Raw genomic sequence first — 16,701 nt, 5'->3', positions numbered from 1 at the left:
GGCGCCGGGCACTCCCTCACCCCGCTTGATCGATTTCCGATGAAACCCGAAAACCTGGTCGCCTGCCACGAATGCGACCTGCTGTTTCGGCGGCCGCCGCGCCTGCGCGCGCTGGCTGCCCACTGCCCGAGATGCCGTGCCCGCGTGAGCGGCAGCGCGCACGGCCGCCCGGCGCTGGACCGGCTGTGCGCGATCGCGCTCGCAGCACTGTTCACGTACTTTATCGCGCAGGCCTTTCCGATCGTCGCGCTCGACGCAGCCGGCATCGCATCGCACGCGACGCCGGCCGACGCGGTGGCCGCGTTGCGCTTGCACGGGCAACCGGTCGTGGCGGCGATCGTGTTCTGCATGACGATATTGTTCCCGCTGCTGGAACTCGCCGCGTGGCTGTACGTGCTCGTACCGTTGCGCGCGGGCCGCGTACCGCCCCGCTTCGAGCCGGTCCTGCGCAACATGCAGCGGCTACGCCCGTGGAGCATGGTCGAGGTGTTCCTGCTCGGGATATTGGTCACGATCGTCAAGATGACGAGCGTCGCGCACGTGATACCGGGCCCCGCGCTGTTTGCGTTCGGCGCCCTCACCATGATGCTCGGCTTTCTCACGTCGTTCGACTTGGGCGGCCTGTGGGAAGCGCGCGACGAGATCATCACGCTGCGCGGCGGCGCTACGCCCGCCGCAGTGTCGCGCCGGCGGCACACGCCGCGGCGCGCTGCACCGGTGGCGCCCAACGCAGCGGACGCAACGGACGCAACGGACGCAACGGACACGCCCAGCGCGACCGGGCACGGCCGGCCGGCAAGCGTCACGGCCCGCGCCGCGGGGCTGGTCGCATGTCACACATGCGGACGCGTGCAGCCGCCGCATACCGAGGCCGCCGGCGCGCGCTGCACGCGCTGCGGATCGATGCTGCACGAACGCCGCCCGCGCAGCGCCGCACGCACGGGCGCGCTCGTGATCGCGGCCGCGCTTCTCTACGTTCCGGCGAACCTGCTACCGATCATGCACGCGACATCGCTCGGCTGCACCGAGGACGACACCATTCTCGCCGGCGTCGCGTACTTCTGGACGTCCGGCGACTGGCCGCTCGCCGTCGTCGTGTTCGTCGCGAGCGTGCTCGTGCCGATGCTCAAGCTCGCGATTCTCGCGTTGCAGGCCATTGCTGCACATCGCGGCACGCCATGGCGCCCGCTGGAACGCGCGCGGCTCCATCGACTGGTGGAGCGCGTGGGCCGCTGGTCGATGCTCGACGTGTTCGTCGTCGCGCTGACGATCGCGCTCGTGCATTTCGGTTCGTTCGCCGAGATCACGCCCGGCCCCGGCGCGCTGGCGTTCGGCGCCGTGGTCGTACTCACCATGTGCGCGTCGATGCAGTTCGATCCGCGACTCATCTGGGACGGCGTGCACCGCGCAGCCGCCCGCCCTCGATCCTGAACGAGCGCAAGCCCGTCGCAACTCTACGACTATTCATACGATGCTTCCCCTCGATTTGCCTGAACCCGGGATCCGGCCGCGCAGCCGCTGGATCCCGTCCCTCGTCTGGATCGTTCCGCTCGTGTGCGCGTTGATCGGGCTGTCGCTCGTGTACCGCAACATTGCCGCGACCGGCCCGACGATCACCGTCACGTTCGCGAACGCAGAAGGCCTCGAAGCCGGAAAGACCAAGGTCCGCTACAAGGACGTCGATATCGGCTCGGTGCAGGCCATCACGCTTACGCCCGACTTCAAGCGCGTGGTCGTGCGCATCCAGCTCACCAAGGAAGCCGCGCGGTTCGCGAACCGCGATACGCGATTCTGGGTCGTTCGGCCGCGTGTCGGCGCCACCGGCATCTCCGGGCTCGGCACGCTGCTCTCCGGCGCGTACATCGGCGCGGACCTCGGCCGCTCGCCGCACGAGCAGACCGACTTCGCCGGCCTCGAGACGCCGCCCGCCGTCACCGCGGACCAGCAGGGCCGCCGCTACCTGCTGCACGGCGATTCGCTCGGCTCGATCGATATCGGCTCGCCGGTGTTCTACCGGCACCTGCAGGTCGGCCAGGTGGTCGGCTTCTCGCTCGACAAGGATGGCACGGGCGTCGACGTACAGGCGTTCGTGAAGGCGCCGTACGACAAATACGTCGGCACCAACACGCGCTGGTGGCACGCAAGCGGCGTGGATCTGCGGCTCGATTCGAACGGCCTGAAGCTGAACACGCAGTCGCTCGCGACGGTGGTCGTCGGCGGCCTCGCGTTTCAGTCGCCGCCCGAGCAAGCCGATGCACCGCCGGCGGCCGACAACGCGTCGTTCCGGCTCGCGCCGGACGAAGCCGACGCGATGCGCGACCCCGACGGCACGCCGCTGATGGTCGTCATGCGCTTCGACCAGTCGCTGCGCGGGCTGTCCGTCGGCGCGCCGGTCGATTTGCGGGGCATCGCGCTCGGTCAGGTCACGAACATCGGGATCGAATACGACGAGCACTCGCGCACGTTCAGCATGAAGGTCACGATGGCGCTGTATCCGTCGAGGCTGAGCCGGCACAGCGACACCGCGCTGCCGGCCCCCGATACGGCCGGCGGCCACGAACTCCTCGAGCACCTGGTGCTGCAGGGGCTGCGCGGGCAGCTGCGCACCGGCAGCCTGCTCACGGGCCAGTTGTACGTGGCGCTCGACATGTTCCCGAAGGCGCCGCGCGCGAGCGTGGACGTACGCCGCATGCCGGTCGAGCTGCCGACCGTTCCGAACACGCTCGACGAACTGCAGGTTCAGCTCGCCGACATCGCCCGGAAGCTCGACAAGGTTCCATTCGACCAGATCGGCAACAGTCTGAACGGTGCGCTCGAGCATGCGAACCAGCTGTTCGGACACCTCGACGAGCAGGTCGTGCCGCAGGCGCGTGACACGCTGGCGGCGGCGCAACGCACGTTCGACGCCGCGCAGGCGACGCTGCGGCAGGATTCGCCGATGCAATCGGACGTTCGTTACGCGATGCAATCGCTCACGCATACGCTCCAGTCGCTCAATACGCTGGCCGACTATCTCGAGCGGCATCCGGAAGCGCTGCTCTTCGGCAAGAAAGGAGAACCGAAATGACGCCGCATTTGTTTCGCACGATCCGGATGCCGATCCGCATCGCGACGTGCGTCGCGCTGGCCGTGCTCAGCGCCTGTGCATCGCCGCCCGTACGATTCCATACGCTCGGAATGGCGGATGGCGCGGGCGGCGAATCCGGCGCCGCGCGTCCCGCATGGCTGATCGACATGCAGAGCGTGCACGTCGCGGCGCCCGCGGACGGCAACCGGCTCGCGGTGCAGCGCGGCCCCGAACGGGTCGACATTCTGGAACAGGAGCGGTGGGTTTCGCCGCTCGGCGACGAGATGCGCGGCGGACTGTCGACGCGCGTCACGTCCCGGCTGAACACGATCGACGTTCACCGCGTCGCCCATCCGGATGGCACGCCGGTCTATCGGGTCGCCGTGGACGTCCAGCGTGTCGAATCGTGGCCGGCGTCGCACGTGCTGCTCGATGCGACATGGACGGTGGACGCCGGCTCCGGACAGCCGGCACTGACTTGCCGCAGCATCGTTCGGGCCGGTGCGTCGGCGGGCTACGACGCGCTCGTCGACGCGCATCGCCATGCGCTCGACACGCTTGCGCTCGGCATCGCCGCGGGCATTCGCGCGGCGGCCACGCACGCGCCGCCGCCCGCCGGATGCCGCGCGGGAACACTCGACCGACGGATCGCGCCACCCGTCGCCGAGCGCGGCGCGCCGGATCCGCTCGACGATTGAATCGGGCCGCGAACACGCGCCCGGTCGGGTTGGGCTGGGCGAGCGGCCTCGCGCCGTGCCCTGCACGATCAAGCTACATCGTCAGGCGAAATCATCTCGACGAACAACGACTCGGCGCTGCGCCGTTCCCGCGTCGATCCGGCGTTTCGCGCGGCGCGGTGTGGCGCCGCTTCGATCATTTGCACCTGCATGGACAACCCAGGATGAAACCCGCCCGACTCACGCGCGAGCAACGCAGGCTCGACACCCGCGAACGGCTCATCGCCACCGCTCGCGCGCTATTCATTGCGAAAGGCTTTGCCGATACGAGCGTCGAACATATCGCCGAGGGCGCCGGGTACACGCGCGGCGCGTTCTATGCGCACTTCGAACACAAGCGCGAGCTGTTGATCGAGATCCTTCGCCGTGACCATGATCGAATGATCACGAAAGTTCGGCTGGCGGCGCCGGAGCGCGGAGGCTCCTGCACCGCAGCCGACTACGCGGACATTGCCGCCGGCTGGGAATGTTTCCCGCTGTGGGTCGAGGTCCATCTGTACGCGCTGCGCGATGCCACGTTTCGGCACATCGTCGACGGCCTGCACGCCGAACCGGCTGCGCAACCGGAGACGCCAAGCGGCGCGGCGGGCGCCGCGAATCGAATGCCGTCCGCGACCGGGCGGGCAGCCGCGCTCGGCGTCGCGCTGCTGAGCGCCGGCGCGCGGGATGCCCGGCGCGATGATTCAACGTAGCGTAAGAAAGGGCCACCCGGCCGGGATTCGCCAAACATCCGCCACATCCCGGCCCAAGCTGCCGTGTTGCCGCTCGTCCGCAATTGACCCACCCGGGCCTGGCAGCGGGCGACGGCGCTGCGTCACTGCGCCGTCTCGGCCGCTTCCACGACCGGTAGCGGCCGGCTTGCGATCTTCTCGGCTTCCACGCGCTTGAGCCCCAGCGTATGCAGAAGCGTTGCCGCCGTGCGTTCCGGGAAATGCTCTCCGCTGAAGCCGAGTTCCTTCAGCACATCGGCCGCCGGCGCGCCCGGCGCGACGAAGTTGAGCTCGGCCGCAATGGCGGTCAGCACCGTACCGCCAACCGAAAGGAAGCCGATGAACGGGTCGGCGACCACGAAGCGTTTCTCGGCGATGCCGCGCTCGATGTCCCGCAGCAGGCGCTGGCCCAGGCCGAGCGTCAGGACGCGCGCCGAAAAACCCTCGCGTATCAGGAAGTGTCCCCACACCGGCTCGCGCCGTGCGCGTATCAGCGTATGCCGTACCGACACGGAAATGATTTCCGCCGGATCGGACAAGCCGCTGGCCACGCGATCGAGCGAATCCGCGAATTCCTCGAATACCGATTCCACGAGGGTCGCGTAGATCGCCTCCTTCGATTCGAAGTGGTTGTAGAACGAGCCGAAGCCGACGTCCGCGGCCTCGGTGATTTCGTTGATCGCGACGCCTTCCATGCCCTTTTGCGCCATCAGCCTGAGCGCGGCGTCCAGCAGGCGGGCCCGGGTCTCGCGCTTGCGGCGCGCGCCGCGCGGCTCGCGCTCTTCGGCGACCGCGACCGCGGATTTGGCTGGTTCCGGCGCGTTGGCTGCTTCCGGAGCGGAGCGCTTCGGTGTCCGGCGATTCGGTGTATTCGGCATGACGTTTCCGATCCTTGTTCGTGCCCAAGTATAGATTAATATGTCTATATTGACAAAATCATCATCTATGATTTTAATGTCACAAAAGGCAGCGAAACGAGGCCTCGAGAACCGATCGACAGACGAATGGAGAAACGGTGGAGACACATCTGCACACGGACGCCAGCGCGTCCATTCACGACAACCCGCCCTCGTCGCCCGAGCGCGGATTGCGTTCGACGCTCGGCGTACCGATCCCGGGATCCGGGCCGGCCGGCGCCGTAGCGGACGATTTTCCGGGCAGTCGTCGCCCCCACGACGACGCGCGCCGCCTACATGCGCAATCGACGAGTGACGCCGCGACATTCATGGGCCGGCCAGTCATGTCATGCGACGGTGCGCTTGCATGCGTGCCGTCGCGCGGACAGCCCCTCGATGCGATGGCGCGTGCCTTCGCGATTGCCGTTCGACCTGCCTGACTGCCATCCGCCATGAAACTGACCACCACCCAGCCGGCTCGACACCCCCACCCCACGACGAAGGCATCGGCGCTCGCCTATCTGATCTTCGATCGTCCGGACCTCGGCGAGGCCGAGCACTTTCTCAACGACTTCGGTCTCCGAACGGTATGGCGGGACGACACGCAATTGCTGCTGCGCGGAACGGGCACCGCACACTTCTGTTATGTCGTTCGCCACGCGCCGAAGGCTCGCTTCGTCGGCTTCGGATTGCGGGTCGACAGTCGGGCCGATCTGGAGGCGCTCGCCAGCGTCCCTGGCGCGTCGAAGGTCGAGGCATCGGATTGGCCCGGTGGCGGCCAGCGGGTGCGCCTCACCGATCCGTCAGGTTTTCGGGTCGACGCGATTGCGGGCCAGACACGGGCCGACACGCTGCCGCATCGCGCTCCGCTCCCGTTCAACTCGGTCGACGCGCCCGTGCGAATCAACGAGACGCAGCGGCCGCCGGCGAGCACCCCTGAAGTAATTCGGCTCGGGCACGTCGTGCTCGAGCTTGCCGACTTCCAGGAAACCTGCGCGTGGTACACGCAGCATTTCGGGTTCATCCCCAGCGATGTCCAGGTGTTGCCGGACGGCTCCCCGGCGGTGGCATTCATGCGGCTCGATCTGGGCGACAGGCCGGCCGATCACCATACGCTCGCGCTCGCCCAAGGATTCGTGCCGACTTATAGCCATAGCGCGTACGAACTGATCGACGCCGATGCCGTCGGCATGGGCCAGCGCATGCTCCGCGACAGCGGGTGGACGCATGCGTGGGGCATCGGCCGACACATTCTCGGCAGCCAGATCTTCGACTACTGGCAGGACCCTTGGGGCGACAAGCACGAACACTATTGCGACGGCGACTTGTTCACGGCTAACGAGCCGACAGGCGTGCACCCGGTCAGCCGCGAAGCGATGGCGCAGTGGGGCCCGACGATGCCGCGCAGCTTCACGAAGCCCCGGTTCACGCCGTCGAGTCTCGCGGCGCTGTTTCGCAACCTGCGCCGCAGTCCCGATCTGACGCTGAGCAAGCTGCTGACCCTGGCGAAGCTGTTCGCCTGACCCCCAACCGACTATTCGACTCCCGAGAGATCCATCCATGTCACTGCTTGTCCTGCACTTCCGGCATAACGGCCGCGCCCAATGGGGGGTGGCCGCCAACGGCGCCGTCACGCCGATTCCCGGCGACTTCGAAACCACCGCGGGCTTTCTCGCGGCGAATCCGGTCGAACGACTCGCCATGCTCGAGGGATCGACGATTCCGGAGACAGAGGTGGAGTGGCTGCCCCCGGTGACAGCCAACCAGCAATTCGTTTGCCAGGGCGCGAATTATCGTCAGCACATGATCGAATCGGGCATGGATCCGGACGCGAAAAAGTTCAACATGATCTTCACGAAGGCGACGAGCTGCATCGTCGCCGCCGACTCACCGGTGGTGAAACCGCGACACGTCCGGTTTCTCGACTACGAAATCGAGCTCGGCCTCATCCTCAAACGCGACATCACGTCCCACCGGCAGATCACGGACGAGAACCTGCACGACTACGTCGCCGGCACCGTGATCGTCAACGACTATTCCGCGCGCGATGTCCAGATCCCGCAGATGCAGTTCTACAAGGGCAAGAGTTTCCGGACGTTTGGCCCGGTCGGCCCCTATCTGTGCCTGCTCGAGCGGCGTGACTTCCCGAAGCTGAAGGCGCTCGACCTGACGTTGACCGTCAACGGCGCGGTGCGTCAGCGGGACTCGACCTCGAACCTCGTCTATGGTCCGGCGGAAACGTTGACCGAGTTGTCGGGCGTGCACGACCTTCGCGCCGGCGACCTGCTCGCGACCGGCACGCCGGCCGGCTGCGCACTCAGCATTCCGTCGCCGCTCAAGCAGCGGGCCGTCGCGCTGTTTCCCGAATCCGTCAAGTGGAAGATGTTCATGAAGGTGCAGGCGGGACGCGCACAATACCTGAAGGCCGGAGACATCGTCGAAGCTCGGATCGCGAGCCGCGACGGAACGATCGATCTGGGCGTGCAACGTAACGAGATCGTGGACGAAGCAGCATGAACGGCATCGCGACCCCGGACGACGTGCTGACGATCGAAGCGCAGGGTCTTCCGCAGGACCTCCCTGCCAGCACGTACGAGATGATTTGCGCCGGTGCGGCCATCGATCCGTCCGCGCCCGCGCTCTCCTTTTTTGCGACCGCCGATGCGCACCGCGACGCCGAGTGCTGGACCTATCGCAAGCTGGTGCGCGACATCACGCGTACGGCGAACATGTTCACACGCATCGGCGTGCGCTCGAGTTCGGTGATCGCCTATGCCCTGCCCAATCTTCCCGAAACGCATTTCGTGATCTGGGGCGGGCAGGCGGCCGGCATCGTCTGCGCGATCAATCCGCTGCTCGAAGGTGAAGCGATAGCCAAGCTGCTCGATGCGGCCGGCGCCAGCGTGCTCGTGACGCTTGCACCGTTTCCCGGGACCGATCTCTGGCAGAAAGTGGCGAATATCCTTCACCGGGTCGAGTCGCTGCGGCATCTCGTGCTGGTCAATCCGGCCGATCGCGTGCGGGGCACGGCGCAATCAGCAGCCCGAACGCTCCAGCGTGACGCGTGCATGAAGCTGCACGGCGATGGTGGTTTGCGCGGCGCGGTGCCAGCGCATATCCAGATTCACGACTTCGGTACGGCAATCGTGCGGGAATCGGGTGCGGCGCTCGATAACGTGCGTCGCTTTCAACCCGGCGACATGTCGTCGTTCTTCTGCACCGGCGGCACCACCGGGTTGCCGAAAATCGCGATGCGCAGCCACGGCAACGAAGTGGCCAATGCATGGAGCGCCGGCCGGTTCCTCGGCGACAGCATCGGCCCTGGCAAGACGACTTTCTGCGGATTGCCTCTCTTTCACGTCAATGCCGCGATGGTGACCGGCCTGCTGCCGTTTTCTCGCGGCGCCCATGTCGTGCTCGGTACGCCGCACGGTTACCGGGGGGACGGCGTCGTCAAACGTTTCTGGGAAATCGTCGAACATCATCGCATCAATTTCTTCAGTGGCGTCCCGACGCTTTATGCGTCGCTGCTCGACGTTCCCGTCAACGATCACGCCATCGATTCGCTCGAATACGGCCTGTGCGGGGCGGCACCGATGCCGGTCGGCGTGTTCAAAGCGTTCCAGGAAAAAACGGGCATCCGGATTCTCGAAGGCTACGGCCTGACCGAAGGAACGTGCGTGAGCAGCGTCAACCCGCCGACCGGCGAGCGCCGGCTGGGATCGATCGGGCTGCGCATCCCCTTCCAGGCGATGAAAGCAGTCGTCGTGGACGATGCGGGACGGTATCTGCGCGATTGCGCGGCTAACGAAGAGGGGCTGCTCGTCATTTCCGGGCCGAACGTTTTCACCGGCTACACGCGTCCCGACCAGAACAACGCCCTGTGGCTCGATCTTGGCGACGGCAAGCGCTGGCTCAACACCGGCGACCTGGGCCGCTGCGACGTCGACGGTTACTTTTGGCTGACCGGCCGCAAGAAGGATTTGATCATCCGCGGCGGACACAATATCGACCCGGCGACGATCGAGGAACCGCTGCATCGACACCCGGCGGTCCAGATCGCCGCGGCAATCGGGCGCCCCGATGCATATGCCGGTGAGTTGCCGGTGGCGTATGTTCAGCTCAAGCCGGGTATGACCGCTACCGAGCACGATCTGGAAGTGTTCATGCAGCAGGAGATCGCTGAACGCGCCGCCCTGCCCAAACACGTCCGAATCGTCGAAGCGATCCCGCTCACTGGCGTCGGCAAGATATTCAAACCGGAACTCAAGCGCCGCGAGACGAGCGACGCGCTGCGCGCGGCATTGGACCAGGGCGGAGCCCCTGGCGCATCAGTCGACATCACGACCAACGATTCAAGCGGAATGTCGGTCCTGGTCGAGCTGAGCGACCCCGGGCTCGAGACTGCGGCGCGCGTGGTGCTGGGGCGTTTTCCGTTTGCGTTCTCGATCTCGATCGCCGCGCAGCCAACACGGTCATCGTGACCGACAGCAACAGATCCGCGGCGATGGAGGAGCGCGGCTAGCCTGGATAGCACCAACATCGGAAGAAGATCGACGAACTCAATAAGGCATCCAAATTTATTGTTATTCATAGAGACGGATCGAGACAGAGGAGACACAAGATGAATTTCAGGCGGACGACGCGCTTCGCAGGCGTGGCGGTTTGTATCGGCTCGGCTTTGCTTGCCGACGATGCGCAGGCACAGGCGGCCGGAAGCATCACGACATCAGTAGGATGGCTACACATCGCCCCACAGGGCAATGCAACGCCCCTGATCGTGCAAAGTGTCGGCGGCGTAACGGTGAATCAGGAACTGGCCGGTAGCAGCGCACATGCCAGTTCGACGGATACGCTCGGCATTGCCACCGAGTACTACGTCACCGACCACTTCGGTGTCGCGATGCTTTTTGGAATGCCGCTGAAAGTCAATCTGATTGGCGACGGGACGTTGCAGAAGTACGGCACGCTCGGCACGACAAGGCCGATGCCGCCTGCGATCGAACTGCGATACCACCTGTTTTCTGCCACATCGAAATTCCGGCCGTACCTGGGCATTGGCGCGAACTATACGTGGTTCACCCAGGTTCGAGCCACCAATAGCCAGTTCGTCTCCGACAGCTTCGGGCCGGGGGGCTCGGCGCGCGCGACGCTCAGCGCTTCGTGGAACCCCGTGTTCGAGATCGGGGCGAATTACGCGGTGACCAGACACTGGTCTGTCGGAACCTCCGTCAACTACATGCCGGTGAAGACCCACCTCACGTTATACGGACAGACCGCGACCGGGACGCAGATCGTTTCCAAATCGACGCTCCGACTCAACCCCCTCAGCGTTTTCTTGAACGTCGCTTATACGTTCTAGCGGGTGTGCCCGGATGCCAGTGCCCCCGCATAGAAGCAACACTCTGGATCGAACGATGAAACGACAGGCTCTCAAGACCATTCTTTTTGCATTGCCCAAGGTTCTGGACCTGACGGCGCGCCGCTTCCCCGACTATCGTGATCGCCTCAAGGAGCGCAATCTCGTCGCGTGGATCGGGCTCATGGATCAAAGCATCGGTCGCGCCATCGAGTTCAAGAATGGCCGTATTCGGTCGCGCGCCGGCAAGCATCCGCGGCCCGACGTGCGCATGGCCTTCAAGGATGTCGCCACTGCCCTGAAGTTCCTCTCTCCCCGCCCCGACCAGGGCGAAATCGTCCACGCCGCCAAGAACTTCAAGGTGGTCACCGAGGGCGAGGACGAACTGTTGGTCTGGCTCATGCAAACCCTGAGCATGATGCGCACCGTCGGCCTGCCGATGGGCACGCCCATGCGCGACGGCACCCGACGCTACACCACCTGTACCAATGGCGGGCCCCTGTTCGTCTACGTCAAGGATGGCCGCATCGTCCGCGTGACCCCCATCGAGCTGGACGATACGGATGCGGCGAGTTGGGTGATCGAGGCACGGGGACGCCGCTTCAGCCCGCCACGGCGTGGATTGGTCGCGCCCCACGCGTTGACGCTCAAGTCGCTGGTCTACTCCGACAAGCGCATCCTCCACCCGATGAAACGGGTCGACTTCGACCCCGATGGCGAGCGCAATCCCCAGAACCGCGGCAAGTCCGGCTATGTGCGTATCAGCTGGGACGAGGCCCTGGACATCGTCGCCAAGGAGATCAATCGGCAGAAGCGCGTTCACGGCCCCGGTTCCATCACTTTCCCGATGTCGTCCCACCACCAGTGGGGCAACGTGGGCTACTACCTCAGCGCGCTGACGCGCTTCGCCAACCTGATCGGCTTTACCCGGGTCGCCGCGAATCCGGACAGTTGGGAAGGCTGGTACTGGGGCGCCATGCATCATTTCGGCAACTCGATGCGCGTCGGCGTGCCCTCCGGCTACGGCGGCCTCGAGGATGGCCTGAAGGAAGCCGAAATGATCGTCTTCTGGTCCTGCGACCCCGAAAGTACCAACGGGGCCTACGCAGGATTCGAGGGAACACCGCGCCGCCTGTGGGCCAAGGAACTCGGGATCGAGTTCGTTCACATCGACCCGCACTGCAATCCGACCGCACAGCTGCTGGGCGGCCGCTGGATCCCGATCCGGCCGCAAACCGATGCCGCCCTGGCGACTGCCATCATGTATGTATGGACCGTCGAGGGCCTGTACGACAAGGATTACGTCGCGACGCGCACGACCGGTTTCGACGATTGGAAAGCCTACCTTCTGGGCGAAACCGACGGGACTCCCAAGACTCCCGAGTGGCAGGAGAGCGAGACCGGTGTGCCGGCCAAGGACGCCCGTGCGCTTGCGCGCCTATGGGGAAAGAAAAAGGTTCATCTCGCCGTCGGGATGACCGGCGCGGGATTCGGTGGCGCGGGCCGCGGGGCGACCGGAGCGCAATGGGCGCGCTGCATGATCATGATGATGTCCATGCAGGGCTGGGGCAAGCCGGGAGTGAATTTCGGCTGCCTCGAAATCGGCGTCCCGCACGATCTCCAGTTCTACTTCCCTGGCTACGCGGACGGCGGCATCTCGGGCGATCTGGCGTGGACCGCCAATGCGGTGGACAACTACCAGCGCATGCCGCACATCCTGACCATGAATCCCGTCAAGCAGATGGTGCCGCGACAGCAGATGCCCGATGCGATCCTCAACGGTCAAGCCACCGGTTATCTCTGGGACGGCATGTCCCAGGAAGCCCAGTTTGCGCCGTTCACCTACCCGATGCCCGGCTATTCGCCGATCCACATGATCTATCGCTACGGCGGATCCGCGTTCAGTACCGTGACGAATTCCGGACGGTGGACGCAGGCCTACCGGCACTCGAGCATCGAGTTCGTCGTCAATCAGTCCATCTGGATGGAAGGCGAAGCCCAGTTCGCCGACATCATCCTGCCCGCGTGCACTTCGCTGGAGCGTTGGGACATCGGAGAATGGGCGAATTCGGGCGGCTACGCCCACCATGGGTATGGCACGGTCAACCATCGCATGCTGACGCTGCAGCACAAGTGCATCGAGCCTTTGGGCGAGTCCCGCTCCGACTACGACATTTTCACCGCCATCCTGACTCGGTTGGGCCTGGGTGGCGTTTTCACCGAAGGCTGCGGCGATCTTGACTGGGTCAAGCGCGTCTTCGACTCGTCGGATCTGCCCGATCACATTTCGTGGCGCGAATTCTGCCGCAAGGGCTACTTCGTCGTGCCGCCCGAAAAGCCCGAGCTTCGCCATCCCGTGGACATGCGCTGGTATGCGGAAGACAGGAGGAAGGACCTGCCGGAACCTCATCCGCTGCCGTCGCAGTACCCGGAAAAGTTCGGCAAGGGCCTGCAGACGCCAAGCGGCAAGCTGGAGTTCGTGCCCGAGTTGCTGAAGCGGCACACGGCGGACAATCCCGAGCGGCCGCCGCTCAACCGATATATCCCCTCGTGGGAGGGTCTGCGCTCGGACCTGGCTCGGCGCTATCCGCTGCAATTGATCGCCACTCACAGCCGCTACAGCTTTCATACCCATTGTGACGGCAAGAATTCCGCGGTGAACGGCATCGACGATCATCGCGCGCTGATCGCGGGGCACCGATTCTGGCTGCTGAGGCTCAATCCGGCCGACGCTGCCGCTCGACGCATCGCCCATCGCGATCTCGTCAAGGTGCACAACGACCGCGGCGCCGTGATCTGTGCTGCCGATGTCTCGCCGCTCGTGAACGCCGGCGTGGTGAAGTCCTACGAGGCGAGCGCCGAATTTCAGTTGATCGACATCGACGGTGAGCAAGTCGAGATTTGCGGTTGCATGAACATGCTCACCCCTGACCGGCCGCAGACCGCCGGCACCAGCAGCATGAGCCCGAATTCCTGCCTGGTGCAGGTCGAGAAATGGCGCGGTGCCGAAGCATTCATGCTCGGTCGCGCAGCGTGAGGAACGTCAAATGAGCAAGTGGAACCTGATTATCAAGGTCGGGCGTTGCGAGAACTGCCAGAACTGCGTGATCGCCATGCGGGACGAACACGTCGGCAACGACTTTCCCGGTTACGCCGCGCCCGCCTCGGCCAACGCGGAGAGCCCCATCCGCATCCTGCGTCGCGTACAGGGTGCCGCGCATATGGTGCAGACCACTTATTTGCCGGTCATGTGCAATCACTGTGACGACGCGCCCTGCATGCGTGTTGGCGGCGGCGCCGTTCGCAAGCGTGCCGACGGCATCGTCATCATCGATCCGGACAAGGCACGAGGCCGCAAGGACATCGTCACGGCCTGCCCTTACAAGGCAATCGTCTGGAACGAAGAGCTGCAACTGCCCCAGATCTGGATCTTCGATGCGCATTTGCTCGACCAGGGTTGGCCCCGTCCGCGTTGTCAGCAGTCGTGCCCGACCGATGTCTTCGAGGCGGTCAAGCTCGATGACACGGCGATGGTCGAGAAGGCCCGGCGGGAGGGACTCAAGGTATTGCGACCCGACCTGAGCACGAAGCCCCGCGTGTGGTACAGCGGCCTCGAGCGCTGGGAAACATGCTTCATCGGCGGAAGTGTCAGTGTCCAGGCAGGAGACGTGGTTGAGTGTGTCATGGATGCGGTCGTCTCCTTGTACGTAGGTAATCAGCAGGTAGCCGAAACCGTCTCGGACGGCTTCGGCGACTTCCGGTTCGATGGCCTGGCCAAGGCCAGTGGCCGCTACAGAGTCAAAATCCGACATGCCCTCGGCAACGCTTGGCGCGAGTGCGAGTTGGGCGACAGCGCCTACCTGGGAGACGTCAGGCTCAGTCAGTCGACAAACGCCGTGGCGATCGAGTGCTCATGATCCGAGCAAGGCTCGACGCTGCGGTAATCGCACCGATCTCCGTGGCACAGCCTGCTCGTTTCATCAGAACTTCGCCGACCACATCATCACGGATTCCGCAAACTCGGGTGCCTGCCTTCGGCGGGTCACCACAGGGCATGGCAGCTCAACTGCGATGCATGCGATTTCCAGTGGCTGTGACCGAACTTCATTGACTCGGGAGTATCACGATGACATTACTGCATGTCGATTCGAGCATCCGAGGCGATCAATAGGCAAACCGATTGATCGCGGCTTCGATCATCCCATCACACAAGAAAGTTAGCTATTCTAATGGAAATTACCTGTCATGATCTTGCCGCTTAGCCGCTCGGTCATCTCAACGGTGCCGAGTTCGCCGTGATGCGAGGCTAAGGGGCTAGCGCTGGCCCCACTGCATCGTATAGTCAGCAAGTCCATGATTACTTTGATTATTAAATTGGGGCCTTGACGCAAAACACCGCCAAACTGAGGTGGATCTAACCGGAAAATTGCACAGGAATCAAAGGAACCCCAGCATCTGTCGCACGACGTGCTCGGCCGGATCCTGTACCGCGAGTCGGGGCTCAACGGCGTCTCGGGTGCGTCCGGCGATCCGCGCGCCCTCCTCGCCCGCGAGGCGGACGGAGACACGCTCGCGCGCGACGCACTGGCGCTGTACGTCCATCGCATCGTGCGCGAAGCAGGGGCGCTGACCGCCGTGCTCGGCGGCCTCGACATGCTCGTGTTCACGGCCGGCATCGGCGAACATTCGGCCGCATTGCGCGAGCGGATCTGCGCATCGCTCGGCTGGCTCGGCGTCGACATCGATGCGTCGGCCAATGCCGCCCATGCGCAGGTGATTTCGTCGGCCACGAGCGCGGTGACGGTCGTCGTCGAGCCGGCCAACGAAGCGTGGATCGTGGCGCGCGATGCGGTACGTCTGTTGCGACGCGACGGCGCCGCTTGATCCAGACCAGCTCGATCGACGCCGCACTGACGCTTGCGTCGGAATCGAGCGCGCGGCTCACGCCCGTCTACGTCGTCGATTTCCTGGTACCGGCCCACGACATGTACGGCTACGATCCGTCGATCCTGGCCGACGCGTTCCGCGAGGAAGGGCTGCGCGTCACCGACGCCGCCGCGGCTGCGCGCGGCGTAACCGGCACGCCGAAGATCGCCAATGTCGAACCGGGCGGCGAAGACGTCGCGCAGCGGATTCCGATCGTCGCGGAGGAAGCCGGCGCCGACCTGACCTGGTATCACACCGGTTTTCAATGCAGAAGCTGCATGGCAGGATCTGCCGTGCGATTTCTCACACGAATGGCGTGCCGCCCATAGTAGCGATCGACTACCCGAGCGTGTTGTCGCCAAGATCCAGCAACTGGTGACGTAGTGCAAAACGAATCATGTCCGATTCATTGGCCAGGTCCAGTTTTTCCATAATGCGCGACTTGTATGTGCTGACCGTTTTGATGCTGATGTCCAGGCTACCTGCCGTCTGAGAAATGGATTGTCCGGATGCCAAACCAACCAGGACCTCGAACTCCCGCGCAGTCAGGCGATGATGAGCGAGCGCCTCACCGTCGCCGTTAATGACTTGCGCCAACAGATCGCCCACCATCGTGCTCACGTATACCCCGCCGTCGGCAAGCTTTCGAACCGCATCGGTCAGATCCGAGTTCGAGCAGGTCTTTGAAAGAAATCCCGAAGCCCCGGCCCTGAAAACGCGCACTGCATGGGTCTGTGCGGAATGCGCGGTCAGAACGAGCACCCGGACATTCGGGTGCTCGTTCTTGATTTGCCTGATAAGGTCGACTCCGTGAATACCGGACATCATCAATCCGAGCGACAGCACGCGCGGCTTCACAGCGCACACGAGTTCGAGTGTGCCGGCCCCATCTGTCGCCTCACCTGCGACATCGAAGCCGTCGGCCTCCTCGAGGACGTTGCGCACACCCGCCCGCATGACAGCATGCGCGTCGGAAATCACCACCTTGATCATGACAAACACCCAT

13 protein-coding genes and 1 pseudogene are annotated in these 16,701 nt (G+C 64.6%); 12 read left to right on the top strand and 2 right to left on the bottom strand.

Going from position 1 to position 16,701, the window contains the following annotated elements:
• Positions 1-39: 39 nt before the first annotated feature.
• From BT264_RS18625 to BT264_RS18610, 4 genes are all read left to right on the top strand, one after another.
• Positions 40-1,431: a paraquat-inducible protein A gene (locus BT264_RS18625; RefSeq protein ID WP_072439746.1), complete on the top strand. Its 1,392-nt coding sequence runs from the start codon at positions 40-42 to the stop codon at positions 1,429-1,431.
• A 40-nt stretch (positions 1,432-1,471) separates the two neighbouring features.
• Entirely contained in the window at positions 1,472-3,067 is a 1,596-nt protein-coding gene (locus tag BT264_RS18620; protein ID WP_072439748.1) for a PqiB family protein, read from the top strand.
• The gene (locus BT264_RS18615; RefSeq protein WP_072439750.1) at positions 3,064-3,765 is read left to right on the top strand and encodes a PqiC family protein; all 702 of its coding nucleotides are present in this window, start codon (positions 3,064-3,066) and stop codon (positions 3,763-3,765) included. The genes BT264_RS18620 and BT264_RS18615 overlap by 4 nt, the downstream gene beginning before the upstream one ends.
• A gap of 203 nt (positions 3,766-3,968) precedes the next feature.
• Complete coding sequence (locus BT264_RS18610; RefSeq protein WP_072439752.1) at positions 3,969-4,496, top strand: TetR family transcriptional regulator; 528 nt, start codon at positions 3,969-3,971, stop codon at positions 4,494-4,496.
• A 122-nt stretch (positions 4,497-4,618) separates the two neighbouring features.
• Here BT264_RS18610 and BT264_RS18605 read toward each other — a convergent pair whose 3' ends face one another.
• On the bottom strand, positions 4,619-5,392 hold the full coding sequence (locus tag BT264_RS18605) for a TetR/AcrR family transcriptional regulator (RefSeq protein WP_072439754.1): 774 nt from the start codon (positions 5,390-5,392) through the stop codon (positions 4,619-4,621).
• A gap of 470 nt (positions 5,393-5,862) precedes the next feature.
• Here BT264_RS18605 and BT264_RS18595 point away from each other — a divergent pair, with 470 nt between their 5' ends.
• The 8 genes and pseudogenes from BT264_RS18595 to BT264_RS18560 all read left to right on the top strand — a co-directional run bounded on the left by BT264_RS18595 (position 5,863) and on the right by BT264_RS18560 (position 16,024).
• Positions 5,863-6,933, top strand: coding sequence for a VOC family protein (locus tag BT264_RS18595; protein ID WP_072439756.1), 1,071 nt, complete (start codon positions 5,863-5,865; stop codon positions 6,931-6,933).
• Positions 6,934-6,970: 37 nt separating this feature from the next.
• Positions 6,971-7,927: a fumarylacetoacetate hydrolase family protein gene (locus BT264_RS18590; protein ID WP_072439758.1), complete on the top strand. Its 957-nt coding sequence runs from the start codon at positions 6,971-6,973 to the stop codon at positions 7,925-7,927.
• The gene (locus BT264_RS18585; RefSeq protein ID WP_072439760.1) at positions 7,924-9,894 is read left to right on the top strand and encodes an acyl-CoA synthetase; all 1,971 of its coding nucleotides are present in this window, start codon (positions 7,924-7,926) and stop codon (positions 9,892-9,894) included. The genes BT264_RS18590 and BT264_RS18585 overlap by 4 nt, the downstream gene beginning before the upstream one ends.
• A gap of 140 nt (positions 9,895-10,034) precedes the next feature.
• Complete coding sequence (locus tag BT264_RS18580) at positions 10,035-10,772, top strand: OmpW/AlkL family protein (RefSeq protein WP_072439762.1); 738 nt, start codon at positions 10,035-10,037, stop codon at positions 10,770-10,772.
• 55 nt (positions 10,773-10,827) lie between these two features.
• On the top strand, positions 10,828-13,806 hold the full coding sequence (locus BT264_RS18575) for a molybdopterin-dependent oxidoreductase (RefSeq protein WP_072439765.1): 2,979 nt from the start codon (positions 10,828-10,830) through the stop codon (positions 13,804-13,806).
• 10 nt (positions 13,807-13,816) lie between these two features.
• Positions 13,817-14,686 (top strand): 4Fe-4S dicluster domain-containing protein, encoded by an 870-nt coding sequence (locus tag BT264_RS18570; protein ID WP_072439767.1) that lies wholly within the window; start codon positions 13,817-13,819, stop codon positions 14,684-14,686.
• A 526-nt stretch (positions 14,687-15,212) separates the two neighbouring features.
• Positions 15,213-15,653, top strand: a pseudogene (locus BT264_RS18565) (acetate kinase); the annotation flags it as partial.
• Entirely contained in the window at positions 15,650-16,024 is a 375-nt protein-coding gene (locus tag BT264_RS18560; protein ID WP_371287107.1) for a universal stress protein, read from the top strand. The pseudogene BT264_RS18565 and the gene BT264_RS18560, both read left to right, overlap by 4 nt.
• A 10-nt stretch (positions 16,025-16,034) precedes the next feature.
• Here the strand turns inward: BT264_RS18560 and BT264_RS18555 are convergent, their stop codons facing one another.
• On the bottom strand, positions 16,035-16,688 hold the full coding sequence (locus tag BT264_RS18555; RefSeq protein ID WP_072439769.1) for a response regulator: 654 nt from the start codon (positions 16,686-16,688) through the stop codon (positions 16,035-16,037).
• Between the last annotated feature and the right edge of the window lie 13 nt (positions 16,689-16,701).

The sequence above is a fragment of the Burkholderia sp. NFPP32 genome, from assembly GCF_900119325.1.
Lineage (GTDB): Bacteria > Pseudomonadota > Gammaproteobacteria > Burkholderiales > Burkholderiaceae > Burkholderia > Burkholderia pyrrocinia_C.
The sequence above is the reverse complement of the archived record's forward strand: the minus strand, read 5'-3'. Positions and strand labels throughout refer to the sequence as shown.

Coding starts and splice junctions, on each gene's coding strand:
- BT264_RS18625 (WP_072439746.1), top strand. CDS start 40: ATGAAACCCGAAAACCTGGTCGCCTGCCACGAATGCGACCTGCTGTTT.
- BT264_RS18620 (WP_072439748.1), top strand. CDS start 1,472: ATGCTTCCCCTCGATTTGCCTGAACCCGGGATCCGGCCGCGCAGCCGC.
- BT264_RS18615 (WP_072439750.1), top strand. CDS start 3,064: ATGACGCCGCATTTGTTTCGCACGATCCGGATGCCGATCCGCATCGCG.
- BT264_RS18610 (WP_072439752.1), top strand. CDS start 3,969: ATGAAACCCGCCCGACTCACGCGCGAGCAACGCAGGCTCGACACCCGC.
- BT264_RS18605 (WP_072439754.1), bottom strand. CDS start 5,392: ATGCCGAATACACCGAATCGCCGGACACCGAAGCGCTCCGCTCCGGAA.
- BT264_RS18595 (WP_072439756.1), top strand. CDS start 5,863: ATGAAACTGACCACCACCCAGCCGGCTCGACACCCCCACCCCACGACG.
- BT264_RS18590 (WP_072439758.1), top strand. CDS start 6,971: ATGTCACTGCTTGTCCTGCACTTCCGGCATAACGGCCGCGCCCAATGG.
- BT264_RS18585 (WP_072439760.1), top strand. CDS start 7,924: ATGAACGGCATCGCGACCCCGGACGACGTGCTGACGATCGAAGCGCAG.
- BT264_RS18580 (WP_072439762.1), top strand. CDS start 10,035: ATGAATTTCAGGCGGACGACGCGCTTCGCAGGCGTGGCGGTTTGTATC.
- BT264_RS18575 (WP_072439765.1), top strand. CDS start 10,828: ATGAAACGACAGGCTCTCAAGACCATTCTTTTTGCATTGCCCAAGGTT.
- BT264_RS18570 (WP_072439767.1), top strand. CDS start 13,817: ATGAGCAAGTGGAACCTGATTATCAAGGTCGGGCGTTGCGAGAACTGC.
- BT264_RS18555 (WP_072439769.1), bottom strand. CDS start 16,688: ATGATCAAGGTGGTGATTTCCGACGCGCATGCTGTCATGCGGGCGGGT.